This window comes from Roseiarcus fermentans (assembly GCF_003315135.1).
Taxonomy (GTDB): Bacteria; Pseudomonadota; Alphaproteobacteria; order Rhizobiales; family Beijerinckiaceae; genus Roseiarcus; species Roseiarcus fermentans.
Window position 1 is genome coordinate 20,357 of record NZ_QNRK01000023.1, and the last position, 26,038, is coordinate 46,394.

Sequence of the window (26,038 nt, forward strand, 5' to 3'; positions counted from 1 at the left end):
CGAGCCTAACACGATCGCCGGCCAGTTGCATCGATCGCGCGCCGCGCGGCCGAACGAAGCGCGGCTCGGTCGATCGCCGTCCGGCGCCGAACGCCCCGGTCGCGGCGCGCCGGAAGACAGCAGAAAATTCAGTTGACATGCTTAGTGCGGCATGAGTTACTAAACATCCGACGGGCCTTTTTGTCGAAATCGCGGATAACGCGAGGCCCTGTGGCGGCCGGCCGTGCCTGGCCAGAGGAGGAGACACCATGAGGATGAACGGGACGCATTTATCCCTGTTATGCTGTGCGGGAACCCTGGCGCTGACCCTCGGAACCGCATCCTCGGCGCAGGCGGAAGGCAAGTCGCTCACGATGTGCTGGGCCGCCTGGGACCCGGCCAATGCGCTGGTCGAGCTGGACAAGGACTTCACCAAGGCCACCGGCATCGAAATGAAGCACGAGTTCGTTCCCTGGACGAGCTACGCCGACCACTTCATCAACCTGCTCAATTCGCGCAGCACCGAATGCGACCTGATCATCGGCGACAGCCAATGGATCGGCGGCGCCGCCGAGAACAAGTGGTACGTGAAGCTCAACGATTTCTTCGACAAGAACAAGATCTCGATGGACACGTTCCTGCCGGCGACGGTCGTCGGCTATGCCGAGTGGCCCAAGAATACGCCGAACTACTGGGGCCTGCCGGCGATGGCCGACGCGGTCGGCTGGACCTATCGCAAGGACTGGTTCGCCAAGCCGGAGCTGCGCGCCGAGTTCAAGGCGAAGTACAATCGCGAGCTCGAGCCGCCGAAGACCTGGGACGAGTTGATCGAAATCTCAAAATTCTTCACCGGCAAGGAAATCGACGGCAAGAAGGTCTACGGATCGTATATCTTCACCGAGCGCGGCTCGGAAGGCATCACGATGGGCGTCACCAACGCGATGTACAATTACGGCTTCGATTATATGGACCCCAACAAGCCTTACCATATGAAAGGCATCGTCAACTCCGCCGGCGCGGCAAAAGGCATGGACGTCTACAAGGAATTGTTCGACTGCTGCCAGCCGCCCGGCCTGACCAACGCCTACATGCAGGAGGGGCTCGACGCCTTCAAGTCCGGCCAGGTCGCGATGCAGATGAACTGGTATGCGTTCTTCCCCGGACTCAACAAAGATCCGAACGTCGGCGGCGACAAGATCGGCTTCTTCAAGAATCCGGCCGGTCCGACCGGTCAGTTCACCCAGCTCGGCGGTCAGGGGCTTTCGGTTGTGGCGGCGTCGAAAGACGTCGACGATGCTCTGCTCTACGTGAAATGGTTCGCGCAGCCGGAGATTCAGCAGAAATGGACGGATCTCGGCGGCGCGTCCGCCTCGAAGGCGGTGCTCGAATCGGACGCCTACAAGGCCAGCGCGGCCTATGCGCCGTCGTTCGTGGAATCGATGGGCATGGTCAAGGACTTCTGGGCGGAGCCGCTGTACGTCCCCTTGCTTCTCGACATGCAGAATCGGGTCCACGATTACGTCGTCGCCAACAAGGGCACGTCGCAACAGGCGCTCGACGCGCTGGTCAAGGACTGGATCAAGGTGTTCAAGCAGGAAGGCAAGGACCCTTCCTGACCGCGTGACGAAACGCCAGGCTCCCCCCTAAACTCGTCCTCGGCGGCGCCCGCCGCCGAGGAGCCGCCTCCGGTCGACAAGCGGGCAGGTCATGACGGTGACGAACCAAGCAAGCAGCCTTGCCGAACGAGCAGCCCGGCGCACGCCGGCCGCCGTCGCCGTGCGGGCGAGAGGGTTGTCGGATCGCGCCGTCGCCTGGCTGTTCATCCTGCCGACGATGCTGTTGCTGCTCGCGATCAACATCTTTCCGCTGATCTGGGCGATCCGGCTGTCGTTCACCGGCCTGATGGCCAACCTGCCCAACCCGGCCGGTTTCGTCGGCCTCGACAATTACATCGACATCCTCACCGACGAGGACATCTGGGCGAATTTCCGCGTCACCGCGCATTTCGTGTTCTGGACGATCACGCTGCAGATCCTGATCGGCCTCGGCCTCGCCTTGCTGATCAACCAGAGATTCCGCGGCCACAGCTTCTGGACCACCGTCATTCTGCTGCCGATGATGCTGTCCCCGGCGGTCGTCGGCAATTTCTGGACCCTGCTGTTCCAGCCGCAGATCGGACCGTTCAACTACGTGATCGGCTTTTTCGCCGGCGTCGCGCCGAGCTCGTTCTCGATGATCGGCAGCGTCGCGCTGGCGCCCTGGACGATCGTCCTGGTCAACACCTGGATGTGGACGCCCTATGTGATGCTGATTTGCCTCGCCGGCCTGCGCTCCATTCCCGACTACATCTACGAGGCGGCGGAGGTCGATCGCGCCTCCCCCTTGCGGCAGTTCTGGTCGATCACCCTGCCGATGGTGCTGCCCTTCCTCATGCTCGCCGTGCTGTTCCAGGCGATCCAGTCGTTCGTGATGTTCGACATGGTCAATCTCCTCACCTCGGGCGGACCGGGGTCGGTCACCGAAACCGTCTCGATCACGCTCAAGCGCGCCGCGTTCGAAAAGTGGGAGACCGGCTACGCCTCGGCGCTCGCGGTGATCCTGTTCGTCACGATCTTCGGCGCGGCCAACGTTTACGTCCGGGCGCTCAACTGGGTGAAGCAGCAATGAGCGACGTCCACGCGCCGCGCCCGTTCTCCGAGCCGTCCCCGCTCGCGCGCCGGCTCGCCGCCGCAGCGGTCGTCCTTTACGCGGTGATCGCGATTCTGCCGCTCCTCTGGATCGGCGCGACCGCCTTCAAGTCGCAGGCGGACGCGATCGCCTATCCGCCGAAGATCCTCTTCACGCCCACGCTCGAGGGGTTCGTCGATCTCTTCACCGTGCAGACGCATCAGTCGCACGACTTCATCGCCAAACTGCCGCCGCCCGCGACCTGGTGGGAGAAGATCGCCCGCGACCGCGACATGGTGATCGCCGGGCCGTCGCGCGTCGTCGAGCGCTTCCTCAATTCGCTGATCATCGGCTTCGGCTCGACGATTCTGGCGACCTTCCTCGGCACGCTCGCGGCTTATGGCTTCTCGCGCTTCCGCGTGCCGCTGGCCGACGACCTCATGTTCTTCATTCTCTCGACGCGCATGATGCCGCCGATCGCGGTCGCGGTGCCGATCTACATGATGTACCGCTGGCTCGGCCTCTACGACACGCGGATCGGCATGATCCTGCTCTACACTGCGGTGAACGTGTCGCTGGCGGTCTGGCTGCTCAAGGGATTCATCGACGAGATCCCGCGCGAGTACGAAGAGGCCGCGCTGGTCGACGGTTACACGCGGCTGCAGGCGTTTCGCAAGGTGGTGCTGCCGCAGGCGGTGACCGGCATTGCGGCGACGGCGATCTTCTGCCTGATCTTCTCCTGGAACGAATATGCGTTCAATCTCCTGTTGACGAGTTCCGAGGCGCAAACCATGCCGCCCTTCATCCCGTTCATCATCGGCGAAGGCGGCCAGAACTGGCCGGCGGTCGCGGCGGGCACGACGCTGTTCCTGCTGCCGATCGTGGTGTTCACGATCGCCCTGAGAAAGCACCTGTTGCGCGGCATCACCTTCGGAGCGGTGCGAAAATGACCGATCTGCACGCCATCGCGCCGGCGGGCTGGACGCGCTGGTTCCGGCGCGGACCCTGGGAGAACGGGGCGATGGCCGTCATCGGCCTCGGCATCCTGATGATGACCCAGCCGTTCTCGCTCGACCTCTACAGCTATTCGTTCGTGACGATCCTCAGCGGCACGCTCGGGTTCGTCGTCGTCAGCCACTTTCCGCAGTAGGGCGTCGCCATGGCGGAGATACGCGTTGAACATCTGCACAAGGCCTTCCACGGCTTCGTCGCGGTGCAGAATTCCAACTTCGTGATCGAAGACCGCACGTTCTTCGTCATGCTGGGCCCGTCGGGGTGCGGCAAGACGACGACGCTGCGGATGATCGCCGGCCTCGAGCTGCCGACCAGCGGCCGGATCCTGCTCGACGGCGCGGACGTCACGTTCAAACGCGCCTCCGAGCGCGACATCGCGTTCGTGTTCCAGCTGTTCGCGCTCTACCCGCACATGAATGTCCGCAGGAACATCGGCTTTCCGCTCGTTTCGACCGGCATGAAACGCGCCGAGGTCAAGGCGCGGGTCGAGGAGGCGGCGCGCATCCTGCGCATCACCGACCTGCTCGACCGCCCGGTGTCGGGCCTCTCCAGCGGCGACCGCCAGCGCGTCGCCCTCGGGCGGGCGATCGTGCGCCGGCCGATGGCGTTCATGATGGATGAGCCGCTCGGCGCGCTGGATTCGGAAATGCGCGACGTGATGTGCGGCGAATTGCGCGGATTGCACGACCGGCTGAAGGCGACGACCGTCTACGTGACGCACGACCAGACCGAGGCCATGTCGCTCGGCGACAAGATCGCGGTGATGAGCCATGGCGTGATCGAGCAGTGGGGCACGCCGCGGGAAGTCTACGACCGGCCGGCCTCGGTGTTCGTCGCCGACTTCATCGGCTCGCCGCCGATGAACCTGCTGACGTTCCACGACGGGCTGCAGCCTGGCCGGGGCAGCGTTCGGGTCGGCGAAGCGGACATCGGCATTCCCGCCCCGCGCGAGGCCGTGACGAAACGCGACCTCATTCTCGGGGTGCGCCCGGAGCATGTCCGCCTGAGCGACGCCGCCCGGCTGAGGGGCGAGGTGTTCGGCACGGAATATCTCGGCACCACCCAGATCGTCACGGTCACGACCCCGCATGGCGTGACCCGGGCGCGACTCGCCGCCAATGTCAAAGTGTCGATCGGCGAGGCGGTCGGACTGGAATTTCGTCCCGACCGCATCTCGGTGTTCGACGCCGCCTCCGGACAGGCGATCCGGACCGCGCTCCACGATCATCCGCACCCGATGGAGCACGCCCATGTCTGAGGTCGCGCTCGATCGGGTCTCCAAGCGGTTCGGCGCCACGCAGGCGGTGTCCGATCTGTCGCTGACCATCGAGGACGGCGCCTTCGTCGTCCTGCTGGGGCCGACCGGGGCCGGCAAGACCACCACGTTGCGCCTGGTCGCGGGTCTCGAGCGGCCGGATGCGGGCGGCATCCGCATCGCCGGCCGCGACGTCACCCGCGACTCGCCGGCGCAGCGCGACGTCGCCTTCGTGTTCCAGCAATATTCGCTCTACCCACACCTGTCGGTGTTCGACAATCTGGCCTTTCCGCTGCGCTCGCCGGCGCGGCCGACGCCGGAGCCGGTCATTCGCCAGAAGGTCAACGACGTCGCGACGCTTCTGCGCATCGCCGACAAGCTGGACCAGCGGGTGACGAAGCTGTCCGGCGGTCAGATGCAGCGCGTGGCGATCGGACGGGCGCTGGTTCGTTCGCCGTCGATCTACCTCATGGACGAGCCGCTGTCCTCGCTGGACGCCAAGCTGCGCGCCGAACTGCGTATCGAGCTGAAGCGCATCCAGCGAGAACTCGGCGCGACGATCCTCTACGTCACCCACGACCAGACCGAGGCGATGACGCTGGGCAGCCGCGTCGGCGTGATCGAAAACGGCCGGCTGGCGCAGGTCGGCACGCCGCGTCAGGTCTACGAGGACCCCGCCAACGTCTATGTCGCCGCGCGTCTGGGCAGCCCGCAGATCAATCTGGCGCCGCGCTCGGCCTTCCCCGAGCTGGCGGCGCCGGCGCGCGCGACGACGGTCGGCGCGCGCACCGAACATGCCGAGATCACCCGCGCCAACGGCCGCCGCGCCTCCGGTCGCGTCACCTGGGTCGAGCATCTCGGCGATCAGGACCACTTGCACGTGCAACTCGGGGAGCAGGATTTCGTCACCCTCGCCGATCCCGATTCCGGTCTCGGACCTGGCGACGACGTGGCGATCGCGCTCAAGGATCCCCTGTTCTTCAGCGCCACGGGCGAGAGGGTGCGGACATGACGCCTGAGCATCTGCACAAGCTGATTGTGGCCGTGGCCGACGCGGTGATCGCCCATGCGGACGAACTCACCGAACTCGATCAGGCGATCGGCGACGGCGACCACGGCGTCAACATGAGGCGCGGTTTCGAGGCTGTGCGCGCCGACGCGGCGGCGACCGCGGAAAAGCCGCTCCCGGATGCGCTCAAGGCGATCGGCACGCAGCTGGTGATGAAGGTCGGCGGCGCATCCGGGCCGCTTTACGGAACGCTGTTCCTCGCCCTGGGCAAGACGATCGCCCCGGACGCGTCCAACATCGCCGCCGCCTTCGCCGCCGCCGTGCAGGCGGTCGAGGCCCGCGGCAAGTCGCATCCCGGCCAGAAGACGCTGCTCGACGTTCTGGCGCCGGTGCAGGCCGCCCTCGCGGACGGCGGTCCGCACCTGCCGGCGCGGCTGCCGATCGTGGCGGCCGCCGCCGCGGACGCGACCGTTCCCATGCTCGCCACCCGCGGCCGCGCCTCGTTTCTCGGCGAGCGCTCGATCGGGCATATGGACCCCGGCGCCCGCTCGTCGGCGTTGATGATCGCGTCCCTGTGTCGGGCGCTGGAGGAGCTGGACCTTGGCTAATGTCGGGATCGTGATCGTGTCGCACTCGCCCAAGATCGCCGAGGGCGCGGCGGACATGGTGCGTCAGATGGTTGGCGACAGCGTCAATCTGGCCTATGCCGGCGGCGATCCGGGCGGCGGCCTCGGCACGAGCGTGCCCTCGATCCGGGACGCGATCGATCGCGCGTGGTCGGAAGCGGGCGTCGCCGTTCTGGTGGATCTGGGCGGCGCCGAGACCAACAGCGAAATGGCGATCGAAATGCTCGATGCGGAGCGGCGCGACCGGGTGGTCGTGTGCAACGCGCCGATCGTCGAAGGCGCCGTGATGGCGGCGACGGAGGCGTCCGGCGGTTCGACGCTGGAGGCCGTCCGGCGCACGGCGGAAGAACTGTCCCCGCAATGAAGGACAAGGCGATGAGGGACTCTCCGGCGACCGAGCAGGCGACCGACAGCGCGGAACTCGTCAATGCGGTCGGCTTGCACGCGCGGCCTTCGGTCAAGCTGACCCAGCTCGCCAAGACCTTCGCCTGCCGCGTCGAAATCGCGCTGTCCGCCGACGGGCCATGGGTGGACGCGAAGAGTCCGGTGAAGGTCATGCGGGTGAAGGCGCCGTGCGGCGCGGTCCTGCATGTGCGCGCGTCCGGCCCCGGCGCCGCCGCGGCGGCGCAGGCGCTGATGGCGCTCGTTCGCGGCGGATTCGGCGAGCCGAGCCACGAGCCGGCGGATCTCAGCCATGGCTGAGCTTCGCCTGTTCGGCCGCAGCGCCGCGCCGGGCGTGGCGAAGGGGGTGGTCGCCGTGCTGGAGGCGGCGAGGCCGCAGCGACGCCGGGGCGTCGGCGCTCCGGCCGAAGAGGCCTCGGCGCTTCACCGGGCGCTGGCGGGAGCGCTGGCCGAAGTCGAGGCGCTGGCGGCGAAGGCGACCGGCGAGGCGGCCGACATGCTCGGCTTTCAGGTCGCGATGCTGTCCGACGAGGAGTTGATTCGTCCGGCGCTGGAGGGAGTGGGCGCGGGACAGTCCGCCCCCGCCGCCTGGGAGGCCGCGATGGCGGTCGAGATCGCCGGCTATCGCGCCGCGGGCGACGATCATTTCGCCGCCCGCACGGCCGATCTCGAAGACATCCGGGACCGTGTGCTCGGCCATCTGGAGCCGCAGGCGGCCGACTTCGCCGTTCCCGCCGGCGCCGTGGTGGTGGCGGCGGACCTGCCGATTTCGCGCTTTCTCGCCATCGACTGGGCGCAGGGCGGCGCGATCGTGCTGGCCGGAGGCAGCCCGGCGAGCCACGTCGCGATGCTGGCGCGCGCGCGCGGCGTGCCGATGATCGTGGGCCTCGACCGCGCGGCCGAAATCGCCGCCGGTCGCGAGGCCCTGGTCGACGCCGCGGCCGGCGAGGTGGTGCTCGATCCGACGGAGGCGACCCGGGCCGTCTTCGCCGCGCGGGCCGACGAGGAAAAGCGGGCGAGCGGCTTGAACGCCGCCTTTCGCATGGGGCCGGCCGTCACCCGGGACGGGACCCGGATCACCCTCACCCTCAACGCCAGTTCCGCCGACGAACTCGAAGGGCTCGATCCCGCGATCTGCGACGGGATCGGCCTGGTCCGGACCGAGCTCCTGTTCGATGGACCCGGGGCGCTGCCGGACGAGGAGGCGCAGCACGAGGCCTACCGGCGCATCGTCGCCTGGGCCGACGGCCGGCCGGTCACGATTCGCACCCTGGACGCCGGCGGCGACAAGCCGATCGCGGGCGTGACCGAGGATGGCGAAAGCAATCCCTTCCTCGGCCTGCGCGGCATCCGCCTGTCGCTGCGCCGTCCGGACCTGTTCCTGACCCAATTGCGCGCGCTGGCGCGCGCCGCGGCGCACGGCGACGTGCGGGTCATGCTGCCGATGGTGACCGTGCCGGCCGAACTCGAGGCCGCGCGCAGGCTCATGGAGACGGCGCTCGCCGGCCTCGCCCGGGACGGGCTGGCCGCCCGCCGCCCCAGGCTCGGAATCATGATCGAGGTTCCCGCCGCCGCGATCGCCATCGATCAGTTCGACGCCGATTTCTTTTCGATCGGCTCCAACGACCTGACGCAGTACGTGACCGCCGCCGGCCGCGACATCGGATCGGTCGCCGAGCTCGCCGATCCGCTGAACCCCGCGGTGCTGCGCCTGATCGCGTCGGTCGCCCGGCATGGACGGGAGACCGGCCGCGAGGTCTGTCTGTGCGGCGACGCCGGCGGCGACCCGCGCGCGATCGGCCCGCTGCTGCGCGCCGGCCTGCGTTCGCTCTCGGTGGCGGCGTCGGCGGTTGGAGCGGCCAAGCAGGCGATCGCCGCGATCGACTTGCGCGACGGCGCGCCATGACCGACGAAGCGCCCAATGCCACCGTCGCCGACTACAAGCGGCTGTTGCAACAGGTGTGCGACAAGCGCCCGTCCGGCACGCGCGGTCGCCTCGCCGCCGCGCTCGGCGCCAGCCGGTCTTTCGTGTCGCAACTGGTCAATCCCGTCTATGCGATGCCGATTCCGGCTCAGCACCTCGAGGCGATCTTCGAGGTTTGCCATTTTTCGCCGGCCGAGCGCGAGGCGTTTCTCGCCGCCTATGACGAGGCGCATCCGGGCCGCCGCGACTCCGGCGCGGCGCCGGCGGCCACCCGCGCCATCAGCCTCACGGCGCCGGATCTCGGCAGCGCCCGTCGAAACCAGGCGTTCGACGACATGCTGGCCGAACACGTGCACCACCTGGCGCGCCTCGTGGCGGCGCTGAAGGATTGAAACAACGGGCTCGGACAGACGGGCGCGAGGGAGGACATGGGAATGAAGCGGCTCATGAACGCGGTCGACACCCTGCTCGACGAGAGCCTCGACGGCCTCGCCGCCGCGCATGCCGACATCCTCGAACTGGGGGCCGAGCGGAAGTTCGTCCGCCGCAAGGTCCTGACCCCGGGCAAGGTCGCACTGATTTCCGGCGGCGGCGCCGGACACGAACCCCTGCACGCCGGGTTCGTCGGCGCCGGAATGCTGGACGCGGCCTGTCCGGGCCAGGTGTTCACCTCGCCGACGCCGGACCAGATGGTCGCCGCCATCGAGGCGGTCGACACGGGCGCGGGATGCCTGCTGATCGTCAAGAATTACGAAGGCGACGTGATGAATTTCGAGATGGCCGGCGAGCTGGCGGTCGCCGACGGCCGGACGGTCGAGACGGTGGTGACCAACGACGACGTCGCAGTGCCCAAATCGACCTGGTCGACCGGCAGGCGCGGCGTCGCCGGCACGCTCGTGGTGGAAAAGATCGTCGGCGCGGCCGCCGAGCAATTGGCGCCGCTCGAAGCGCTGCGCGACCTCGGCCGCGAGGTGAACGAGCGGACGCGCTCGTTCGGGGTGGCGCTCACGCCGTGTACGGTTCCGGCGGCGGGGAAGCCGACGTTCACGCTCGCGCCCGACGAGATGGAAGTGGGGGTCGGCATCCACGGCGAACCGGGCCGCCGGCGCAGCAAGCTGGCCTCCGCCGACGCGATCGCGGACGAGATGCTGGGCGCGATCCTGGACGATCTCGCGGCGCCGGCCGGCAGCCAATGTCTGCTGCTCGTCAACGGCTTCGGCGGCACGCCGCTGATGGAGCTCTATCTGATGGTCAACGCGGCCCGGCGCATTCTCGCCGGCCGCGGCATGACCGCGACCCGCTATCTCACCGGATCGCTGGTCACGTCCCTCGACATGGCCGGCTGCTCGATCACGGTCACCGCGCTCGACGAGCGGCTGACCCGATTGTGGGACGCGCCCGTCAAGACCGCCGCCCTGTCCTGGTAGCGGGACGCGTGTCGCCGCGAAGCGATCCGCCAGGAGCGGCTCGCGACCTTCGACGGGCGGAAACGGCGGCCCCTTTGCGAGCGGCCGACGGGGTCAGGCGACGCCGGCCGCGCGCGCGTCTCGTTCGCCGAGGGTGTCGACGCGGGGCGTTGCGTCCTGAGGCGGCTCCTGCCGATTGCGGCGAGGAGGTCAGTTGCATCTCTCGTTTATAAACCGATCCAACCTGTCGTAACTGCCGGTTATGATGGCTTTCTTGAGGATTTCGTTCTTGTCGACGATCAAAAAAAAGTCCTTCACTCCGGTATCGCAGATATCAGAATGAATCTGGTCATCGATCTGTTGTTTGACTTCGTTGGGAAGTCGTTGATCCCACTCGGTAAGAACAGTTGTAAACAGATCCAGGAGCTGAAATGTCCGCGATTCAAGAAGATATCGGTCTGTTATCATCGAGTCGCGCGAATTGATGCTGTCCTGATTCTTTAAAGATGAAGCGTTCCGCTCCAGACAATTATCGTGATTTCTTCGGAGGGTATCGTCTATATCAACATCCTGAATGCCGTAGAATGCCGTCGTCGTAGCGTCTGTAAAGGTGTTCCCCTTTCTGTTGCTTACATAAGTCCAGTACAACGATGAGTCCGCAGCCAAAAGGACGGCGTTAAGATGATCTATGCAATATAACCCACGGGAAACTCCGTATGCGTTCGATCGTGCATCCTTGGAATAACCGATCAGGTGTTCGCTTGCTCGCCCAAGTGCGGCGTCCAGGCGTTGTTGTTTCTGAAGGCCGAAGACATTCCAGGCAATGGAAATCGACGCAAGCCCAAAGACAATCGCGCCGCCTGCTGAAATGATTTGCGAAACGCTTCCAGTGACCTGAAATGTATCTTTGTATTCGGCGAGCCGATTAACTGCAGACTTACCCAAATCGGACAAGTATAATAGAATTGATGTGTGCATTGCTCCGCTATTAACCAAGTCAACATGGCTGGTCAAGCGCGCCAAAAACCGTCGGCACGAGCTCCGACACCGTCGGATGAATGGCGACGACGCGGGTGTAATCGGTCGCCGTGCGCCCCGCCGCCATCGCCTCGATCACGCCGTGGATCGCCTCGTCGCCGCCGACGCCCAGAATCGCGGCGCCGAGGATCGCGTCGCTGTCGCGGTCGACCACGACCTTGATGAAGCCCTGCGTCTCGCCCTTCTCGATCGCGCGCGCCACCCGCGTCATCGGCCGTTTTCCCACCCGCACGACGTGGCCCCTGGCCTTCGCGTCCGCTTCCGACAGGCCGACCCGTCCGAGCGGCGGATCGACGTAGAGGGCGTAGGCGGGGATGCGGTCGGTGACCTTGCGCGTCGCGCCGTCGAACAGGTTGGCGGCGACGATCTCGTAATCGTTGTAGGCGGTGTGGGTGAAGGCGCCGCGGCCGTTGCAGTCGCCGAGCGCGAAAATGTGCGGGACGCTGGTCCTGAGCGCGTCGTCGACGACGATGAAGCCGCGTCCGTCGACCGCGACGCCGGCGGCGTCGAGCCCGAGGTCGTCGGTGTTCGGCTTGCGCCCGACCGCGAGGAGCACGTGCGAGCCGACCACGGTGGGCGCGCCGCCGCGGCAGTCGACGCCGACTTCCACGTCCGTCCCCTGCGGGGCGAAGCGGATGCACTCCGCGTCGCAGCGGACCGCGATTCCCTCCGCTTCGAGGATGGCGCGGATCGCCTCGGACACGTCGGGGTCTTCGCGCGCAACGAGGCGCGGCGCCTTCTCGATCACGGTGACCTCGGCGCCGAGGCGCCGGAAGACTTGCGCGAACTCGAGCCCGATGTAGCTGCCGCCGACGACGACGAGATGGCGGGGGAGGGCGTCGAGGTCGAGCAGCGACGTGTTGGTCAGGACGCGGACCCGGTCGAGGCCGGGAAAATCGGGGATCGCGGCGCGGGCGCCGACGTTGATGAAGATCTGCTCGGCCTCGAGCGTTTCGCCGCCGACCTCGACCGCATGCGGCGCGACGAAGCGGGCGTGGCCCCTGATCAGCGCGCAGGTCGGCATGCCGGCGAGCCAGGACTCGAGGCCGGCGCGCTTGTCGCCGACGATTGCCAGCATGCGCGCCCTGACGGCGGCGAAATCGACGCCGACCGGCCCGGCGCTGACGCCGTAGTCGGCGGCGCGGCGGGCGAGATGCGCGGCGTAGGCGCTCGCGACCAGCGTTTTCGTCGGCGTGCAGCCGACATTGACGCACGTGCCGCCGACCCGCTCGCGCTCGACGACGGCGACCGACTTGCCGGCGCCGGCGAATCGGCCCGCCATCGCCGGGCCCGCCTGACCGGCCCCGATGACGACGGCGTCGAAGCGGCGGGTCATGGCAGCGCCGCCACGACGATCACGGCGAGCGCGATCGCCGCCGCATCCTCGATCAGCGCCGCCGGCCGGTCGCGTCCGAAAGCCTTCGCCATGCGCGCGCGAACCTCGGCGCCGCCGTAGGTTCCGATCACCGCGCCGATCACGCCGGCGACGAGGCCGGCGATCCACGCTCCGCCCGACGCGCCGAGCGTCGCGCCGCAGAGGGCGCCGCTGACCAGCCGGGCGCCGAATTGCAGCGGAACCTTGCGGCTGGGCGTCGAGGGCAACTGGTCGGTGATCAGCTCGACCACCGCGAGCGCCGTGAAAATCCAGGGCGTCCAGGCGTAGCCCATGAAGGCGAGCCACGTCCCGTCGAGGTGCAGGAAGCCGAGACGGGCGGCCCAGGATACCGCCGCCGGCGCGGTCAGGGTGCGCAGTCCGGCGACGAGGCCTGCGATCAGGGCGAGAGCGACGAGCACGGGCGGAACCTCCGGCATGATCAGGCGGGAAAAGCGTGACGACGGGGGTGACGAACGGGAACGGAAAGGATGGCGACGTCGCGGACCGCTCGGGGCGCCAAGCGCGGCCGACCGCTCCTTTTACCGCGACGATGCGAACGTGCAAAGCGGGGCCGCGGGCGCCGGACGCTGCCTCCCTCTCCCCCGGGAGAGGGACTGCCGGGCGAAGCCCTGCAGCCCCCGGACTCGATCCGGGTGGAGGGCCCGGAACGCCGAGGTTCGGCGCCCGCGGCCGCCCGGCCGCCGCGCCGCCGGTCCTCTCCCTCCGCGGGAGGCGAATCGACCTGTCTACGTAATCTGGGCGGATTCCGGGGCGCGGCCATGTAGGGCGCGCTCGCTGAGCGCGCCGGCGGGGTCAGCGACCCCGCCCTACTGCGGCGCCCGGAAAACCGCCCCGGTTACCCGCCCACTGCCTTAAACCTCGTTCCAGAGCGCGATCACCGGCTCGGCGCGGCTGTCGTGCTCGTAGCCGAGCACGCTGACGCTCGCGGTGTCGAGCTTGAACAGCCGCCCCTCGGTCGGGGCGAGGCCGAGCCAGCGCGCCGTCAGGACGCGCAGCACGTGGGCGCTCGAGAAGACGATGACGCGATCGTCGCCCACGCGAAGCTTATCGATGACCCGGTCGACCCGGGCGCCGACGTCGGCCGCCTGCTCGCCGTGCGGGCAGCCGTCGCGGAAGACCAGCCAGCCCGGGCGCTCGGCCTCGATCTCGCGCGAGGTCCGCCCCTCGTAGTCGCCGTAGTTCCATTCGACGAGGTCGGGATCGAGGACCGCGCGGTCGCCGAAGCCGGCGAGCGCGCAGGTGCGGGCGGCGCGCTCGAGCGGGCTGGAGAACACCCGGTCGAAGGTCTGGCCGGCGAGGCGGTCGCGCAGGCGCGCCGCCGTCCGCTCGCCCTCGGGCGTGAGGGGGATGTTGGTGCGCCCGGTGTGCCTGCCGGCGGCGCTCCAGGCGGTTTCGCCGTGGCGAACGAGAGTGACGGTCGAGGGCATGCGTTCCCCTGCCAAGAACTGCGATGCGCCCAGTGTCGCATTCCGCCCGCGGCCGCGCCAGTCGCCCCGGCGTCCCGCGCTCGTGTCAACGGTTGTATTCGGCTATACATGTCGAACGTCCGCGCAGGCGCCCCGACGGCGGAGCGCGGGCGGCGACGAAACGGGAGGATGAGCCCATGGATCCGAACACGACGGCGGTTGTGCTGATCGAATTCCAGAACGATTTCACTTCGGAAGGGGGCACGCTGCACGCGGCGGTCAAGCCGGTGATGGACGAGACCGACATGCTCGCCAACGCGGTCGAGACAGCGGCGCAGGCGCGCGCGCTCGGCGTGACGATCGTGCACGCCCCCATCACTTTCGCCGACGATTATCGCGAGCTGACCCCGAACCCCTACGGCATTCTCAAGGGGGTGGTCGATTCGAAATCGTTTCGCAAGGGAACCTGGGGCGCCGAGATCGTCGACATTTTGACGCCCGCGCCGGGCGACATCGTGATCGAGGGCAAGCGCGGCCTGTGCGGCTTCGCCTCGACCAACCTCGACTTCATCTTGCGCAGCAAGGGAATCAAGACCGTCGCGCTCGGCGGCTTTTTGACCAACTGCTGCGTCGAATCGACCATGCGCACCGCTTACGAGAAGGGCTACGAGGTGGTGACGCTGAAGGATTGCACGGCGGCGCTGAGCCGGGAAGAACAGCACGCCGCGGTCGAAAAGAATTATCCGATGTTCTCGAAGCCGATGACCCACGACGCGTTCTTGTCGGCCCTGAAGGGCGAGGGCGCGGTCGCCGATTCGTCGCGGGGTTACGAGACGGCGTGAGGCCGGGCGCCGGGCGCGCCAAGGCCCCCGGCGAGGCTTCGCCTGCCGCGGGCCGGCGCCGACGGCGAATGGGTCGGAGGGGAGGGGCAGGGGCCGTCGCCGGGGCCCTGATGCACAGTGTTGATTTGATCTTTCCGCGCAGCCATGTCATGAAGCCTGTCAAAACAAGAACAAGAGCCACGAACGCCGGCAACCGGCGCAAACATGCGTAGGCAACCTGAAGAGGCTCGGGAGAGACACCATGTTCAATGTCATGAAGAGCGCGCTGCTGCTTGGATTTGCCGCGGTCCTGGGAACCGCATCCTTGTCCGCCGCCAGGGCGGACGTCCTGAGGGTCGCCGTCGTCGAGGCGGCAAGCGACGAAGACTTCAAGAGCAACGTGGCTCTGCTTCCGGCCTTCGCCGACCTGCTGAAGAAGGGCGGGGCCAAGTCCGTCACCGTCGGCAGCGACGGCGAGCACAAGTCGATCGCGACCGCGTCGGTGTGGGGAAGCGCGGCGGACCTCGCCAAGCTCACCGGCTCGGACGACTGGAAGGCGACGGCCGGCAAGCTGAAGCGGAAGTCGTATACGACCGAAGTGTTCGAAGTCGCGCCCTGAACGGCGACCCGTCGGCGGCCGGCCCGCGCCGGCCTCCCCGGGGGTCCGGCTGTCAGAGGTCGCGACGCGGGGCCCGTGAGAAGGTCACGCAGGTCCCGGAGCGGCGCGTTTCGGGACCGGCGGCGGAAAGCTCAGGCCGATGGCGATCCGGTTCCACTGGTTGATCGTCCCGATCGCAACGGTCAGAAACAGGATCTCGTCGGGCGTGAAATGCTCGGGCAACGCCGCCGCCGCGGCCGCGCGCGCCGCTTCGTCGCTCAAGTCCGTCAGGGCCTCGGTCCAGGCGAGCGCCGCCCGCTCGCGCGGGCTGAACACGTCCGTCTCGCGCCAGACGCCGACGAGGTCGAGCTTCTCGCCCGGCACGCCGAGCTTGCGCGCGATGTTGAGATGGAGCTGCAGGCAAAAGGCGCAGCCGTTGATCTGCGAGGCGCGCAGCTTGATCAGTTCGGTGAACGCCTTGTCCAGGCCGGCGTCGTCGACGGCCTTGCCGAGCGCAGCCAGCGCGCCCTGGACGGGCGCAGCGGCCCTGGCGAACGCCTCGTAGCTCATGCGCAGCCGCGCGTCGTTGGCCATGGTCGTCAAACTCCGTGAAACCGGCTATATTCGAACTCGTACAACATAGCAGAGTTCGAATAACATGGGCAACCCGATTTCCCAATCGCGCGTCCCCGCGCCGGGCGAGGGCAAGCGCGGCGTGGAGGGGCGCCTGGGCTATCTCCTGCGCCAGGCCAACGTCGCGTTCCGCACCCGGCTGGAGCGAGCGCTATCCGACACCGGGGTGACGCATCCGCAATTCGCGGTGCTGACCATGATTGCGGCTTATCCGGGATGCTCGGGCGCCGATCTGGCCCGGCTGTCGCTGCTCACGCCGCAGACCGTCACAGTGATCGTCGCCAATCTCAAGCGCGATGGTCATCTGGAATCCAGTCCGCACCCGGTCCATGGGCGAATCCAGCGCCTGAGCCTGACCAGTCAGGGCAAAACCGTGCTTGGGCGATGCAAGGCGCGCGTCCAGACGCTGGAAAAAGAACTCGCCGCGTCGCTGTCGCCCAACGAGGAGGCGATCGTCCGCCGCTGGCTCGTGGACGTCGCGATGAAGGCGGCGACGCCGTGATCGAGCGCGCTGGCGAACCGCGCGCCCGCGCCCGGATCGCGACCCTGCTCGTGAAGCTTCCGATCCGCCGGCCGCGGAGGGCGGGACCGCGGCCGCATCCCGTCATTGCGAGGAGCGCAGCGACGAGGCAATCCATGCCGCCGCGGCGTCGTGTGCATGGGTTGCTTCGCTTCGCTCGCAATGACGGCCGGAATGAACCTCCGTTCACCGTAACCGCGCCGTAACCGGCGGGCTCCGCCTGCGCGGACATCCGGCTCGTTGGGGCTTCGGCGAGCGGAGAGGGGTCAGCCGCGGCGCTGGCCGGGCGAGGCGCCCTCGAGGGCGCGCGGCCGGCTCACGCTCTCGCCGTCGCTGAGCGCCGTGGGCGCGAGCGCCTGCACCCGGCGCGGCGGCGCGCCGTCGGCCGCGGTCTCGCCGGACGCGATGCGCAGCTCGGTCTCGACCGCGTCGCCGAGGCGTTCGCCGATCGCGGTCCAGTCCGTCTGCCAGGTGGTGAGCTTCGGCAGCAGGTACTGCGCCTTGGCCTCGGGCAGGAGCGCGAGGATCGACAGGTCGCGGCCCGGCCGCAGGCCGCGCTCGGCGAGGCCGCGGTAGAGCGCGACCGCGTGCATCGAATCGGTGACGATCGCGGCGGTCGGGGAGGCGTCGACCGACAGCAGCGCCTCGGCCGCCTCGACGCCGCCGCGCTCGCCGGCGGGCTTGCGCAGGCGCAGCCGGTCGTCGAACGGCAGGCCGCGGGCGGCGAGCGCGCGGCGGAAGCCGTCCTCGATCACGGCGACGAAATGGACCGCCCGATCGGGCAGAACCAGTCCGATCCGCTCGTGCCCGAGCCCGGCGAGGTGGGCGACCGCGCCCTCGACCGACGAGTCGAAATCGGGATCGACCCAGGCGTGGCGCGCCGCATTCCTGGTCCGGCCGAAGGCGGCGAACGGCTTCTTGCGCTTCAGGAGGTAGTCGACCCGCGGGTCGGCGCTCTCGGTGTCGGCGATGATCAGCGCGTCGGCGACGCCCCGCTCCGTCACGCGGCGCAGGGCCCCGAGCCGGTCGGCGTCGCCGTCCTCGAGAAACAGCGCGAGATCGAAGCCATGCTCGCCGAGCCTTCGCTTCACGCCGTTCAGCACCGAGGCGAAGACGGTGTTGATGACGGTGTCGTCCGGCCCCGACGGCACGATCATCGCGACCAGATCGGTCCGCCCGCGCCGGAGGCTGCGCCCCGACTGGTTCGGCGAATAGCCGAGCCGCGCCGCGGCCTCGAGCACACGCCGGCGCGTCTCCGCATTGACCTCGCCGCGGTCGTTCAGCGCCCGCGACACCGTCCCGATCGACAGGTCGAGCTCCCGGGCGAGTTCGCGAATCCCGATCAAGTCGAGCCTTGGCTCCGGCGCAAGCGGACCGATTCCGCGGCCGCCCGTCATAGAGGCGCGCCGAGGCGCTTGACAAGCCGCCCGGCCTCGCCTACCGTCGTAAACGTTTACGGCCCGCCGAGACGGGCCCTCGGGAAGCGAAACGCAGGACGAGGAGGTCGCCGTCCATGGAGCTCAGGGCCGCACTTGTCGGCTGTGGCGCGATGAGCAAGGCCTGGCTCGACGCGGCCCGGAACATCCCCGACCTCAGAATCGTCGGCCTCGCCGATATCGCGCCCGACCGGGCGAGGGCGCGGGCTGCGGAATTCGCGCTGGCCGACGTCGTGATCGCGGGCGACGTCGCGACGCTCCTCGCCGAGACGCGGCCCGACCTGCTGTTCGACGTCGTCGTGCCGCAGGCGCGCCATGCGGTCGTGACCGCGGGGCTCGCGGCCGGCTGCCACGTCCTCAGCGAGAAGCCGATGGCCGAGACCATGGCCGAGGCGCAGGACCTCGTGGCGCGCGCGGAGGCGGCCGGCCGGATCCATGCGGTCGTGCAGAACCGACGCTATCTCCCGCAGGTGCGGCGGATCGCCCGCGCCCTGCGGTCGGGCGTCATCGGCGAAGTGACCAGCGCCCACGCCGATTTCTTCCTCGCGCCGCATTTCGGCGGCTTCCGCGAGGAGATGGACCACGTGCTGCTGCTCGACATGGCGATCCACGGCTTCGACGCCCTGCGCTGCATGACCGGCCTCGACGGCCGCGACGTCGTCTGCCGTGAATGGAATCCGCCGTCCTCCTGGTATCGCCACGGCGCATCGGCGGCGGCGATGTTCGGGCTGTCGAACGGCGCCCTCTTCACCTATCGCGGCTCCTGGTGCGCGCCGGGCCTCTGCACGTCGTGGGAATGCGCCTGGCGGTTCGTCGGGTCGCGCGGGACGCTGACCTGGGACGGCGCGGAGGCGATCCGGATCGAGGTCGCGCGGCCGGGGCCGCGCGAGGGGCTGTTCGATCCCGTGGAGGCGGTCGAGCCGCCGCCGCCTGCGGCCGAGGATCGGGTCGGCGGCCATTTCGGCGTGCTCTCGGATTTCGTCGCCGCGGCGCGCGGCGGCCGGACGCCCGAGACGGCCGGACGCGACAATATCCGCTCGCTCGCCATGGCGCTCGGCGCGACCGCGAGCGCCCGCGAGGGCCGGCGGGTCGACATCGTCATCTGAGGAACGGTCCGAATTCATCGGGCGACCTCGGCGCCCGGTTCGGATCCGACAGGAGAATGGAACCCGATGAGAGACCTGCTCGACATCCGCATCGGAACGATGATCCGGGCGAACGCGCCGGACCCCGCGGCCTATGTGCGCGAGATCGTCGGCCACGGCTTCGAGAGCGTCGAGCCGTTCTTCTGGCAGACGATGAACAAGGACCTGAAGCGGCTCGCGGGCGAGCTGCGCGAGGCGATCGGCGACGCCGACGTGACGATCGACACGCTCGGCATGTTCGGCAATCCGCTCGGGACCGAGGAGCTCGACCGGGCGACGCTCGCCGGCTGGGAGGCGTTGATCGACCATGCGCATCTCTTCGGCGCCCGGACGATCGCGGGTTTCACCGGCCGCGTGCGCGGCCGGCCGCTGGAGGAGAGCCTGCCGGCCTTCGTCGAGGTGTGGGGCGAGCTCTCCCGGCGGGCCGACGACAGGGGCGTGCGGCTCGCGTTCGAGAACTGCGCGATGGACGGCAACTGGGCGAGCGGCGACTGGAACATCGCCCACAATCCCGATGCGTGGGAGCTGATGTTCGACGCCCTGCCCAACGACAATCTCGGGCTCGAATGGGAGCCCTGCCATCAGCTCGTCTACCTGATCGATCCGATGCCGCAGATCCGCAAATGGGCGCCGAAGTTCTTCCACGTGCACGGCAAGGACGCGACCGTGCGCTGGGACGTGGTGCGCGAGCACGGCGTGTTCGGCAAGCACCCGTTCGTGCAGATGCGCACGCCCGGCTTCGGCGACACCGACTGGACGCGGGTGATCAGCGAGCTGAGGCTCGCGGGCTATCGCGGCGCGATCGACATCGAGGGCTGGCACGACCCGGTCTATCGCGACGAGCTCGAGATGACCGGGCAGGTGCGGGCGCTCGACCATCTCAAGCTCTGCCGGGGCGGCGCGCGCCTCGTCCCCAATCCAGCCTGACAGGGCGGGGCCTTTGCCGGGGCGCCTTTCCGCCTCCGGCCAATCCGCGGCTCGATCAAGGGCCGCCAGCGCACAGGGAGGAAACGACGATGCGACACTTGAGGACGGGGTTGCGGGGCGCGGCGGCGCTCGCGCTCGCGGCGAGCGCTTTCGCAGGCGCGGCCAGCGCCGCCGACGACGGCGCGCTGCGCGACAAGTGGTGCAGCAAGGCGCATATCCGCTTCTTCGTCGGCGGCGCCGAGGGCGACGCCTTCGGCACCGTCGTCTACAACGGCGCGCGCCAGGCCGCGGCCGATACGGGCGCCCAGGTCGACTACGTGTTCTCCGGCTGGCAGAACGAGAAGATGACGCAGCAGCTGCGCGAAGCGGTCGCGGCCCATCCCGACGGCATCGCCATGATGGGGCATCCGGGCGAGGCCGCGATCCTGCCGCTCGCCCAGCAGGCGGCGAAGGCCGGCATCAAGATGATGTACCAGAACGTGCCGGTGCCGGCGGCGGTCGACAAGGTCGGCGGCGGCTACGTCGGCGCGCAGCAGGCGCCACAGGGCCACGCGCTCGGCGTCGAGATCGCGCGCCGCTTCGGCCTCAAGTCCGGCGACGTGGCGATCGTCATGCTCTCCTCCAACGATCTCATCCGCGCCGCCCGCGAAGAGGCGACAGCCAAGGCGCTGGAGGAGGCGGGCGTCAAGGTCGTTCGCCTCGCGAGCCAGGCCGAATGGGCGGCCGACCCCAACCTCGCGATCCCGGTCGTGACGGCGGCGCTGCAGGCCAACCCGACGGCCAGGGCGATCGTCTATCCGGGCGGACAGCAGCTCGGCAACGCCGCCGCCTACATGAAGGCCGCCGGCAAGAAGCCGGGCGAGATCATCAACATCGGCTTCGACACGAGCCCGCAGATCGTGCAGATGTTCAAGGACGGATGGGTGCAGCTCGCGGCCGATCAGCAGCCGTTCCAGCAGGGCTATCTGCCGATCCTCAGCCTGTGCGAGCAGATCGTCTACGGCCTCGCGCCGATCAACGTCGACACGAGCGCCGGCTTCGTCACGCCGGACAATTACGCCGCCGTGGCCGACCTCGCGAAGCAGGGGCTGCGCTAGCGGTTTCCCGCGGGACAGCGGGCGGGGCGATCTCGCCCTCGTCCCCCGCGGGGAGAGGGGAGGCACGGGAGGAACGGCGCCATGGGCGAACGGCTGATCGAACTCAGGAACATCGCCAAATCGTACGGCCGGGTGTTCGCGGTCGGCGGCGTGAACTTCCACGTCGACCGCGGCGAGGTCGTCGGCCTCATCGGCGACAACGGCGCCGGGAAGTCGACGCTGATCAAGATGCTCTCGGGCGCGATCCGCCCGACGAGCGGCGAGATTCTGGTGCGCGGCGAGGCGGCGTCCAACTGGGACGCGGCGCGCTCTCGCGCCGCCGGCATCGAGACCGTGTTCCAGGACCGGGCGCTCTGCGTCCAGCAGAGCATCATCCGCAACATCTTTCTCGGCCGCGAGCTGACCGGCGCGCTGGGCTGGCTGCGTTCGAAGCGGGAGCGGGCCGAGGCCGAGCGGCTCATGCGCGAGATCGGCTTCACCTCGAAAGTGTTCTCGCCCGATTCGATCGTTGGACAGCTCTCGGGCGGCGAGCGGCAGGGCGTGGCGCTGGCGCGCGCCATCTACAACAAGGCCGACCTCATCGTGATGGACGAGCCGACCACCGCGCTCTCGCTGACCGAGACCGAAAAAGTGTTCCGCTTCGTGCGGGCGGTGCGCGCGAGCGGGCGTTCGGTGCTGTTCATCGGCCACAACATCCACCACGTGTTCGACATCTCCGAGCGCTTCGTCGTGATGGACCGCGGCAGGGTGGCGCTCACGGCGACCAAGGAGGAGATCGGATCGGCCGAGCGCCTGATCGCGGTCATGGAGCGGCTCGCCCATCCGCAGGGGATCGAGGTCCCCGGCGGGTCGGGCCACGGGCGGGAGGCGGCGTGATGTCGGTTTCGATGGAGCCCCTCGAGGTCACGGTCCGTCCGGTCGAGCGTCCGCCGGAGAACGCGCTGCGCCGCGTCGTCGACCGCAATCGCGCGCCGCTCGGAACGCTCGCGGTGTTCGTCGTGATGATCGCGATCTTCATGGCGGCGAGCCCCTCGGTGTTCCTGCGCTGGCCGATCTACGAGTCCGTTCTCGTCACCCTGCCGGTCGCGCTCTGCCTCGTGGCGCCGCTCGTGTTCGTGGTCACGGTCGGCGAGATCGACCTGTCGTTCCCGGCGACGATGGGGTTCTCGGCCTGGACGTTCGCGCTCGTGGTCCATGCGGGCCTGAGCCCGTTCCTCGGCATCGCGGCGGCGCTCGTCACCGGCATGCTGCTCGGGGCGTGCGTCGGCGCGCTCGTCGTCACCGCCAACCTGTCGTCGCTGATCGCGACGCTGGGCATGAATTACATGCTGCGCGGCCTCATCCTGATCGCGACCCAGGGCAAGTCGATCCCGTTGCTCGACCTGCAGGACACGACCGCGGGCGCGCTGTTCTCCAGCGAGTTTCTCGGCGTTCCGGCGCAGACTTTCTGGGCGCTGGCGTTCGTCGTGTTCGCGGGCCTGCTGTTCAACCGGCACAGGTTCGGCGCCCGGGTGAAGGCGGTCGGCGACAATCCGGACAGCGCGGCCCTGATGGGCGTCAACGTGGCGCGGATCCGCATCTGGACCTTCGTCTTCATGGGCCTCGGCGCGGCGCTCGCGGGCGTGTTCTCGACCATGGTCAACTTCACCTGGTGGCCGACGACCGGCGACGGCTATCTTCTGCCGGCGATCGCCTCGGTGTTCGTCGGCGGCACGCCGACCTGGGGCGGGGTCGGCACGATCGCCGGCGGCGCGATCGGCGCCCTGATCGTGTCGTTCATCCAGAGCGGCATCGTCGCGGCGGGCCTCAGCGGCTTCTACGTTCAGTTCTTCAACGGCCTCATCATCATCCTCGCTCTCCTCGGCCACCGCTGGAACCAGAAGCGCTACCGGTAGGCGTGGCCCCGGAAGGGAGGCGCCGGCGCGTCTCTTCGGAGGCGCTCCTCCGAGCCGGAGCAAGAGCGTCCCGGGCCGCTGAAAGCCGGGCGTGAAACGAGCCGTTTGAGAGGCTTGCGCGGGGCGAATCCAGCGCGCAGGCGGGACCCCTGCTGCTGCGTCATCGCGAGGAGCCCGCAGGGCGACGCGGCGATCCAGGGGCCGCCCACGCCGACGGTGACGTTAGTGGACTGCACCCCGCTGCTGAGACACGCTCAATTGAGTGACAGGGGATAACGGTGACGGGATAACGGTGACAGTGCACTTATTTGACGTCGCCGACCTTTGATCAACTCTGCGGGAATAGCTCGGCTCTCGCGCGCCGTCATTCCGGATACGTCCTGTTTACGTCACCCAGCGCGGCAACGCGGGCGAATGGTCTCATTTCTGATGAGAGCGCACCGTCACGTAGCTTGGTCACTCCCCTGCGATAGAGTGCACTGTCACCGTAACCCCCGCGGAAAATTGCGCTGGCCGCAGGCGGATGCGTAACGGGTAGCGGTAGCCTTGCTCGAAGCTTGGGTCGGCGACCAAAAGCGCGCGCTAATCGGATAGAGGAGGAAGCCGCGTTATGCTTTCGCACTCTGGAGTTCACGCAACACGGCGTCGTTATCTGTCATTAGCTGGCCGAGGATATCGCTGTCGCTTGACGGGAGAAATCCGCCGAAGTCTTTTTGGACCGTGAGGATCAAATCTGCGGCATGGATGCCGGCCTTAGCGGCGATCCACAGATCGAGCTTTATAAGCTCGTCATCTTCGAAATCGAAGTATGACGTGATGATTTCCGCCTTCTGGCCGGGGACGAAATCGAAATTGTGATGACTGTTTACGACGTGCGCGTGAGCCGTTTGCTCATTGATGTCGGCCTTGAGCTCTCGCATAAAGTTGGAATGAGCTAGATAAGTGACCTCAAGCCACTTGTAGGCCTTCAGAGTGGCCTTCTGCGCGTCACCGATCCGATTGTTCTGAAGGTCGAAGTAGTTCTGCGTGTCGGTATGCGCGAGCGAAAAAGCTGCGTTTGCTGTCGATTCAAGGAAATATCGAAGATCCATCTTCGCCTGGATGCGGTGGAGTCTGACGGTCGAGACCACCGAGAGAGTGTGGTATTTCTTCATCTGCGAATAAAACCTGATGAAGAGATCGCAGTCGATCACCGGCCACATCATCAAATTCGAGAGAAGTATCGTCGTGTTATAGGTGTTGACGAATGCGTTTCCGTATCTCGACTCCGCATCGACCAATCTCTGGTGTTCCTCGGCGGAAAAGATTTCTAGGCTCATTGGAATGCGCATCCGTCATTTGAGACAAGAGTAGTTATATGAGACGCGATTCGGACTCGAAAAGCCCAGGCGCCGCCGGCGCCGGAGGCGAACCCGCCTCGGCCTTCAAACCCTCTCACCCGACCAAGAACCACGCCCCGACGCCGGCCGCCCGGTGCTCGGGGATCGCCGATTCGATCGGCCACTTGCCGGGATTGTCGGCGACGAAGGCGACGTGCAGGGTGCGGCCGGGCTGGATCAGCAGGGTGTCGCGCCAGTAGGGCTCCCAGCCGTCGTCCATCGAATGGAGCAGGCGGGCGACGTGGCCGCCGAGCCGCATCGCCTGCACCGAGGCGGTCTTGTTGGCGAAGGCGAACACGGCCGGCGCGCCGCGGCGCAGGACGGCGAGCGGCTTCGGACCCCAGTCGGCGAAGGTCACGCCGTTGACGGCGAACGGCGCCGCGCCGCCGCCGGTCACCGCGACCTCGACGCTGCGCGCGGCTTCGAGCGCGATCTCGGCGGGCAGGGCAGGGTTGGCGGGCAGACGGACGGGCCCCGGGCGGGGCGCGACCGGGTCGCCCTCGGCCGTGATGACGACGAACGGCGCGTCCGCGGCGCCGTCCTCCTGCCGGAGGACGAATCGCGCCGCAGCGCCGGCCTCGCGCGGCATGTCGACCATCAGCTCGAACCGGGCGCCGGGGCCCATCGGAAACTGGTTGCGCAGCGGCTCGAACGGATCGGCCGGCTGGCCGTCGACCGCGACGATCAGGGTTTTCGCCCCTTCGACGCCGATGGTCGTCAGCCGCGCGGTCGCGGCGTTGCCGAGCCTGAGGCGCACCCGCGCCCCGGGGCGGGCGCGCAGCGCGAGCGGGGCGGCGGCGGCGCCGGCGAACACCACGCTCCCCCGCCGTCCGCCGCCGCGGGCGAGCGCCGGATCGGAAAAGTCGTCCCTGATCCGGCCCTTGTCGTCGAGGCTCCAGTCCGACAGGACGACCACGACATCCTCGTCGACGTCGGGCGCCTCGGCTTCGTCGACGACGATCGGGCCGAACAGGCCGCGGCCCTGCTGGCCGGCGTCGGTCGCGCCGGCGTGCGGCAGGTAGAGGTTGAAGCCCGCGTCGGGCGGCGTGAAGCGGAGGTCGGCGCTCGCCCCGGGCGCGAGGCGCGGGCCGGTGAGCCCGCCGTAGCCGGCGACGGCGTTGGCGGTCCGGAGGCCGGGGAGGCAAAGCGTGGTCGGCTCGGCGAGCCGGTTCGAGACGCGCAGCGCCAGCGCCTCGCCCTTCTTCACCCGCAGCAGCGGTCCGGGGATGGCCCCCGACCAGGCGAGCGCGTCGGCCGGGTCGGCGGGCGGGGGCAGGAAGGCGAGCGTCGAGCGCGCCGCCTCGAGCGCGTAGGCGCGCTCGCTGATCGCGCCCGCCCCCGCCGCGTCCGGCGCCGCGGCGCCGGCCGGCGGGACGCGCCACAAGGCCGCGGCGAGCCCCGCGCCGAGGACGGCGCGCCGGGTGGGACGGCGCGCGGGTCGCGGGCGGTCCGGAGGAAACGACAT

At 68.5% G+C, this 26,038-nt stretch carries 28 protein-coding genes; 20 read left to right on the forward strand and 8 right to left on the reverse strand.

The genetic code is table 11. From position 1 onward, the window contains the following. Positions 1–254 precede the first annotated feature (254 nt). The 12 genes from DFR50_RS19325 (at position 255) to dhaK (ending at position 10,303) form a co-directional block, all read left to right on the forward strand. Complete coding sequence (locus DFR50_RS19325; protein WP_210208979.1) at positions 255–1,595, forward strand: ABC transporter substrate-binding protein; 1,341 nt, start codon at positions 255–257, stop codon at positions 1,593–1,595. Between the two features lie 91 nt (positions 1,596–1,686). Continuing rightward, positions 1,687–2,646: a carbohydrate ABC transporter permease gene (locus tag DFR50_RS19330; RefSeq protein WP_113890911.1), complete on the forward strand. Its 960-nt coding sequence runs from the start codon at positions 1,687–1,689 to the stop codon at positions 2,644–2,646. Next, entirely contained in the window at positions 2,643–3,596 is a 954-nt protein-coding gene (locus DFR50_RS19335; RefSeq protein ID WP_113890912.1) for a carbohydrate ABC transporter permease, read from the forward strand. The genes DFR50_RS19330 and DFR50_RS19335 overlap by 4 nt, the downstream gene beginning before the upstream one ends. Further along, entirely contained in the window at positions 3,593–3,796 is a 204-nt protein-coding gene (locus DFR50_RS19340; RefSeq protein ID WP_113890913.1) for a hypothetical protein, read from the forward strand. The genes DFR50_RS19335 and DFR50_RS19340 overlap by 4 nt, the downstream gene beginning before the upstream one ends. Before the next feature lie 9 nt (positions 3,797–3,805). Next, on the forward strand, positions 3,806–4,918 hold the full coding sequence (locus DFR50_RS19345; RefSeq protein WP_113890914.1) for an ABC transporter ATP-binding protein: 1,113 nt from the start codon (positions 3,806–3,808) through the stop codon (positions 4,916–4,918). Then, complete coding sequence (locus DFR50_RS19350; protein WP_113890915.1) at positions 4,911–5,927, forward strand: ABC transporter ATP-binding protein; 1,017 nt, start codon at positions 4,911–4,913, stop codon at positions 5,925–5,927. Before DFR50_RS19345 ends, DFR50_RS19350 begins: the two co-directional genes overlap by 8 nt. Continuing rightward, positions 5,924–6,532, forward strand: a complete 609-nt coding sequence (dhaL, locus tag DFR50_RS19355; protein ID WP_113890916.1) for a dihydroxyacetone kinase subunit DhaL — start codon at positions 5,924–5,926, stop codon at positions 6,530–6,532. Before DFR50_RS19350 ends, dhaL begins: the two co-directional genes overlap by 4 nt. Then, on the forward strand, positions 6,525–6,914 hold the full coding sequence (gene dhaM / locus DFR50_RS19360) for a dihydroxyacetone kinase phosphoryl donor subunit DhaM (protein WP_113890917.1): 390 nt from the start codon (positions 6,525–6,527) through the stop codon (positions 6,912–6,914). Before dhaL ends, dhaM begins: the two co-directional genes overlap by 8 nt. A gap of 11 nt (positions 6,915–6,925) precedes the next feature. Beyond that, complete coding sequence (locus DFR50_RS19365) at positions 6,926–7,252, forward strand: HPr family phosphocarrier protein (RefSeq protein WP_113890998.1); 327 nt, start codon at positions 6,926–6,928, stop codon at positions 7,250–7,252. After that, complete coding sequence (locus DFR50_RS19370) at positions 7,245–8,858, forward strand: putative PEP-binding protein (RefSeq protein WP_113890918.1); 1,614 nt, start codon at positions 7,245–7,247, stop codon at positions 8,856–8,858. The genes DFR50_RS19365 and DFR50_RS19370 overlap by 8 nt, the downstream gene beginning before the upstream one ends. Continuing rightward, positions 8,855–9,268, forward strand: a complete 414-nt coding sequence (locus DFR50_RS19375) for a hypothetical protein (RefSeq protein WP_113890919.1) — start codon at positions 8,855–8,857, stop codon at positions 9,266–9,268. Before DFR50_RS19370 ends, DFR50_RS19375 begins: the two co-directional genes overlap by 4 nt. 42 nt (positions 9,269–9,310) lie before the next feature. Beyond that, positions 9,311–10,303: a dihydroxyacetone kinase subunit DhaK gene (gene dhaK / locus DFR50_RS19380; protein ID WP_113890920.1), complete on the forward strand. Its 993-nt coding sequence runs from the start codon at positions 9,311–9,313 to the stop codon at positions 10,301–10,303. Between the two features lie 189 nt (positions 10,304–10,492). On the opposite strand, the gene DFR50_RS31535 is transcribed toward dhaK, so the two are convergent. From DFR50_RS31535 to DFR50_RS19400, 4 genes are all read right to left on the reverse strand, one after another. Beyond that, positions 10,493–11,296, reverse strand: a complete 804-nt coding sequence (locus DFR50_RS31535; RefSeq protein WP_147262817.1) for a hypothetical protein — start codon at positions 11,294–11,296, stop codon at positions 10,493–10,495. After that, positions 11,280–12,656 carry an FAD-containing oxidoreductase gene (locus tag DFR50_RS19390; protein ID WP_113890922.1) on the reverse strand — a complete coding sequence of 459 codons (1,377 nt, stop codon included), beginning with the start codon at positions 12,654–12,656 and terminating at the stop codon, positions 11,280–11,282. Before DFR50_RS19390 ends, DFR50_RS31535 begins: the two co-directional genes overlap by 17 nt. Beyond that, positions 12,653–13,114 (reverse strand): DUF4126 domain-containing protein, encoded by a 462-nt coding sequence (locus DFR50_RS19395; RefSeq protein WP_113890923.1) that lies wholly within the window; start codon positions 13,112–13,114, stop codon positions 12,653–12,655. The genes DFR50_RS19390 and DFR50_RS19395 overlap by 4 nt, the downstream gene beginning before the upstream one ends. Positions 13,115–13,567: 453 nt before the next feature. Continuing rightward, positions 13,568–14,143, reverse strand: coding sequence for a histidine phosphatase family protein (locus DFR50_RS19400; protein WP_113890924.1), 576 nt, complete (start codon positions 14,141–14,143; stop codon positions 13,568–13,570). 176 nt (positions 14,144–14,319) lie between these two features. On the opposite strand from DFR50_RS19400, the gene DFR50_RS19405 reads away from it, so the two are divergent. Next, a complete protein-coding gene (locus tag DFR50_RS19405; protein ID WP_113890925.1) occupies positions 14,320–14,964 on the forward strand; it encodes a cysteine hydrolase family protein in 645 nt (214 codons plus the stop codon). A 241-nt stretch (positions 14,965–15,205) separates the two neighbouring features. After that, positions 15,206–15,562, forward strand: coding sequence for a hypothetical protein (locus DFR50_RS19410; RefSeq protein ID WP_113890926.1), 357 nt, complete (start codon positions 15,206–15,208; stop codon positions 15,560–15,562). A gap of 84 nt (positions 15,563–15,646) precedes the next feature. Here DFR50_RS19410 and DFR50_RS19415 read toward each other — a convergent pair whose 3' ends face one another. Next, the gene (locus tag DFR50_RS19415) at positions 15,647–16,135 is read right to left on the reverse strand and encodes a carboxymuconolactone decarboxylase family protein (RefSeq protein WP_113890927.1); all 489 of its coding nucleotides are present in this window, start codon (positions 16,133–16,135) and stop codon (positions 15,647–15,649) included. A 64-nt stretch (positions 16,136–16,199) separates the two neighbouring features. Here DFR50_RS19415 and DFR50_RS19420 point away from each other — a divergent pair, with 64 nt between their 5' ends. Further along, positions 16,200–16,676, forward strand: coding sequence for a MarR family winged helix-turn-helix transcriptional regulator (locus DFR50_RS19420; protein ID WP_113890928.1), 477 nt, complete (start codon positions 16,200–16,202; stop codon positions 16,674–16,676). Between the two features lie 284 nt (positions 16,677–16,960). On the opposite strand, the gene DFR50_RS19425 is transcribed toward DFR50_RS19420, so the two are convergent. Continuing rightward, positions 16,961–18,040 carry a LacI family DNA-binding transcriptional regulator gene (locus DFR50_RS19425; protein WP_170153296.1) on the reverse strand — a complete coding sequence of 360 codons (1,080 nt, stop codon included), beginning with the start codon at positions 18,038–18,040 and terminating at the stop codon, positions 16,961–16,963. 167 nt (positions 18,041–18,207) lie between these two features. On the opposite strand from DFR50_RS19425, the gene DFR50_RS19430 reads away from it, so the two are divergent. The 5 genes from DFR50_RS19430 to DFR50_RS19450 all read left to right on the forward strand — a co-directional run bounded on the left by DFR50_RS19430 (position 18,208) and on the right by DFR50_RS19450 (position 23,194). Continuing rightward, positions 18,208–19,236 (forward strand): Gfo/Idh/MocA family protein, encoded by a 1,029-nt coding sequence (locus tag DFR50_RS19430; protein ID WP_113890930.1) that lies wholly within the window; start codon positions 18,208–18,210, stop codon positions 19,234–19,236. Positions 19,237–19,302: 66 nt separating this feature from the next. After that, positions 19,303–20,202, forward strand: coding sequence for a sugar phosphate isomerase/epimerase family protein (locus DFR50_RS19435; protein WP_113890931.1), 900 nt, complete (start codon positions 19,303–19,305; stop codon positions 20,200–20,202). Between the two features lie 89 nt (positions 20,203–20,291). Next, on the forward strand, positions 20,292–21,299 hold the full coding sequence (locus tag DFR50_RS19440; protein WP_113890932.1) for a substrate-binding domain-containing protein: 1,008 nt from the start codon (positions 20,292–20,294) through the stop codon (positions 21,297–21,299). 81 nt (positions 21,300–21,380) lie between these two features. Continuing rightward, positions 21,381–22,175 carry an ATP-binding cassette domain-containing protein gene (locus DFR50_RS19445; protein ID WP_113890933.1) on the forward strand — a complete coding sequence of 265 codons (795 nt, stop codon included), beginning with the start codon at positions 21,381–21,383 and terminating at the stop codon, positions 22,173–22,175. Beyond that, entirely contained in the window at positions 22,175–23,194 is a 1,020-nt protein-coding gene (locus DFR50_RS19450; RefSeq protein WP_113890934.1) for an ABC transporter permease, read from the forward strand. Before DFR50_RS19445 ends, DFR50_RS19450 begins: the two co-directional genes overlap by 1 nt. A 608-nt stretch (positions 23,195–23,802) precedes the next feature. Here DFR50_RS19450 and DFR50_RS19455 read toward each other — a convergent pair. Continuing rightward, complete coding sequence (locus tag DFR50_RS19455; protein ID WP_113890935.1) at positions 23,803–24,513, reverse strand: hypothetical protein; 711 nt, start codon at positions 24,511–24,513, stop codon at positions 23,803–23,805. Positions 24,514–24,628: 115 nt separating this feature from the next. Then, positions 24,629–26,038: a multicopper oxidase family protein gene (locus tag DFR50_RS19460; RefSeq protein ID WP_147262818.1), complete on the reverse strand. Its 1,410-nt coding sequence runs from the start codon at positions 26,036–26,038 to the stop codon at positions 24,629–24,631.

Bases quoted from the DNA above. Each gene is read 5' to 3' on its own strand.
- DFR50_RS19325 (WP_210208979.1), top strand. From the start codon at position 255: ATGAACGGGACGCATTTATCCCTGTTATGCTGTGCGGGAACCCTGGCG.
- DFR50_RS19330 (WP_113890911.1), top strand. From the start codon at position 1,687: ATGACGGTGACGAACCAAGCAAGCAGCCTTGCCGAACGAGCAGCCCGG.
- DFR50_RS19335 (WP_113890912.1), top strand. From the start codon at position 2,643: ATGAGCGACGTCCACGCGCCGCGCCCGTTCTCCGAGCCGTCCCCGCTC.
- DFR50_RS19340 (WP_113890913.1), top strand. From the start codon at position 3,593: ATGACCGATCTGCACGCCATCGCGCCGGCGGGCTGGACGCGCTGGTTC.
- DFR50_RS19345 (WP_113890914.1), top strand. From the start codon at position 3,806: ATGGCGGAGATACGCGTTGAACATCTGCACAAGGCCTTCCACGGCTTC.
- DFR50_RS19350 (WP_113890915.1), top strand. From the start codon at position 4,911: ATGTCTGAGGTCGCGCTCGATCGGGTCTCCAAGCGGTTCGGCGCCACG.
- dhaL (WP_113890916.1), top strand. From the start codon at position 5,924: ATGACGCCTGAGCATCTGCACAAGCTGATTGTGGCCGTGGCCGACGCG.
- DFR50_RS19365 (WP_113890998.1), top strand. From the start codon at position 6,926: ATGAGGGACTCTCCGGCGACCGAGCAGGCGACCGACAGCGCGGAACTC.
- DFR50_RS19370 (WP_113890918.1), top strand. From the start codon at position 7,245: ATGGCTGAGCTTCGCCTGTTCGGCCGCAGCGCCGCGCCGGGCGTGGCG.
- DFR50_RS19375 (WP_113890919.1), top strand. From the start codon at position 8,855: ATGACCGACGAAGCGCCCAATGCCACCGTCGCCGACTACAAGCGGCTG.
- dhaK (WP_113890920.1), top strand. From the start codon at position 9,311: ATGAAGCGGCTCATGAACGCGGTCGACACCCTGCTCGACGAGAGCCTC.
- DFR50_RS19390 (WP_113890922.1), bottom strand. From the start codon at position 12,656: ATGACCCGCCGCTTCGACGCCGTCGTCATCGGGGCCGGTCAGGCGGGC.
- DFR50_RS19400 (WP_113890924.1), bottom strand. From the start codon at position 14,143: ATGCCCTCGACCGTCACTCTCGTTCGCCACGGCGAAACCGCCTGGAGC.
- DFR50_RS19405 (WP_113890925.1), top strand. From the start codon at position 14,320: ATGGATCCGAACACGACGGCGGTTGTGCTGATCGAATTCCAGAACGAT.
- DFR50_RS19410 (WP_113890926.1), top strand. From the start codon at position 15,206: ATGTTCAATGTCATGAAGAGCGCGCTGCTGCTTGGATTTGCCGCGGTC.
- DFR50_RS19415 (WP_113890927.1), bottom strand. From the start codon at position 16,135: ATGGCCAACGACGCGCGGCTGCGCATGAGCTACGAGGCGTTCGCCAGG.
- DFR50_RS19420 (WP_113890928.1), top strand. From the start codon at position 16,200: ATGGGCAACCCGATTTCCCAATCGCGCGTCCCCGCGCCGGGCGAGGGC.
- DFR50_RS19430 (WP_113890930.1), top strand. From the start codon at position 18,208: ATGGAGCTCAGGGCCGCACTTGTCGGCTGTGGCGCGATGAGCAAGGCC.
- DFR50_RS19435 (WP_113890931.1), top strand. From the start codon at position 19,303: ATGAGAGACCTGCTCGACATCCGCATCGGAACGATGATCCGGGCGAAC.
- DFR50_RS19440 (WP_113890932.1), top strand. From the start codon at position 20,292: ATGCGACACTTGAGGACGGGGTTGCGGGGCGCGGCGGCGCTCGCGCTC.
- DFR50_RS19445 (WP_113890933.1), top strand. From the start codon at position 21,381: ATGGGCGAACGGCTGATCGAACTCAGGAACATCGCCAAATCGTACGGC.
- DFR50_RS19450 (WP_113890934.1), top strand. From the start codon at position 22,175: ATGTCGGTTTCGATGGAGCCCCTCGAGGTCACGGTCCGTCCGGTCGAG.
- DFR50_RS19455 (WP_113890935.1), bottom strand. From the start codon at position 24,513: ATGAGCCTAGAAATCTTTTCCGCCGAGGAACACCAGAGATTGGTCGAT.
- DFR50_RS19460 (WP_147262818.1), bottom strand. From the start codon at position 26,038: ATGTCGTTTCCTCCGGACCGCCCGCGACCCGCGCGCCGTCCCACCCGG.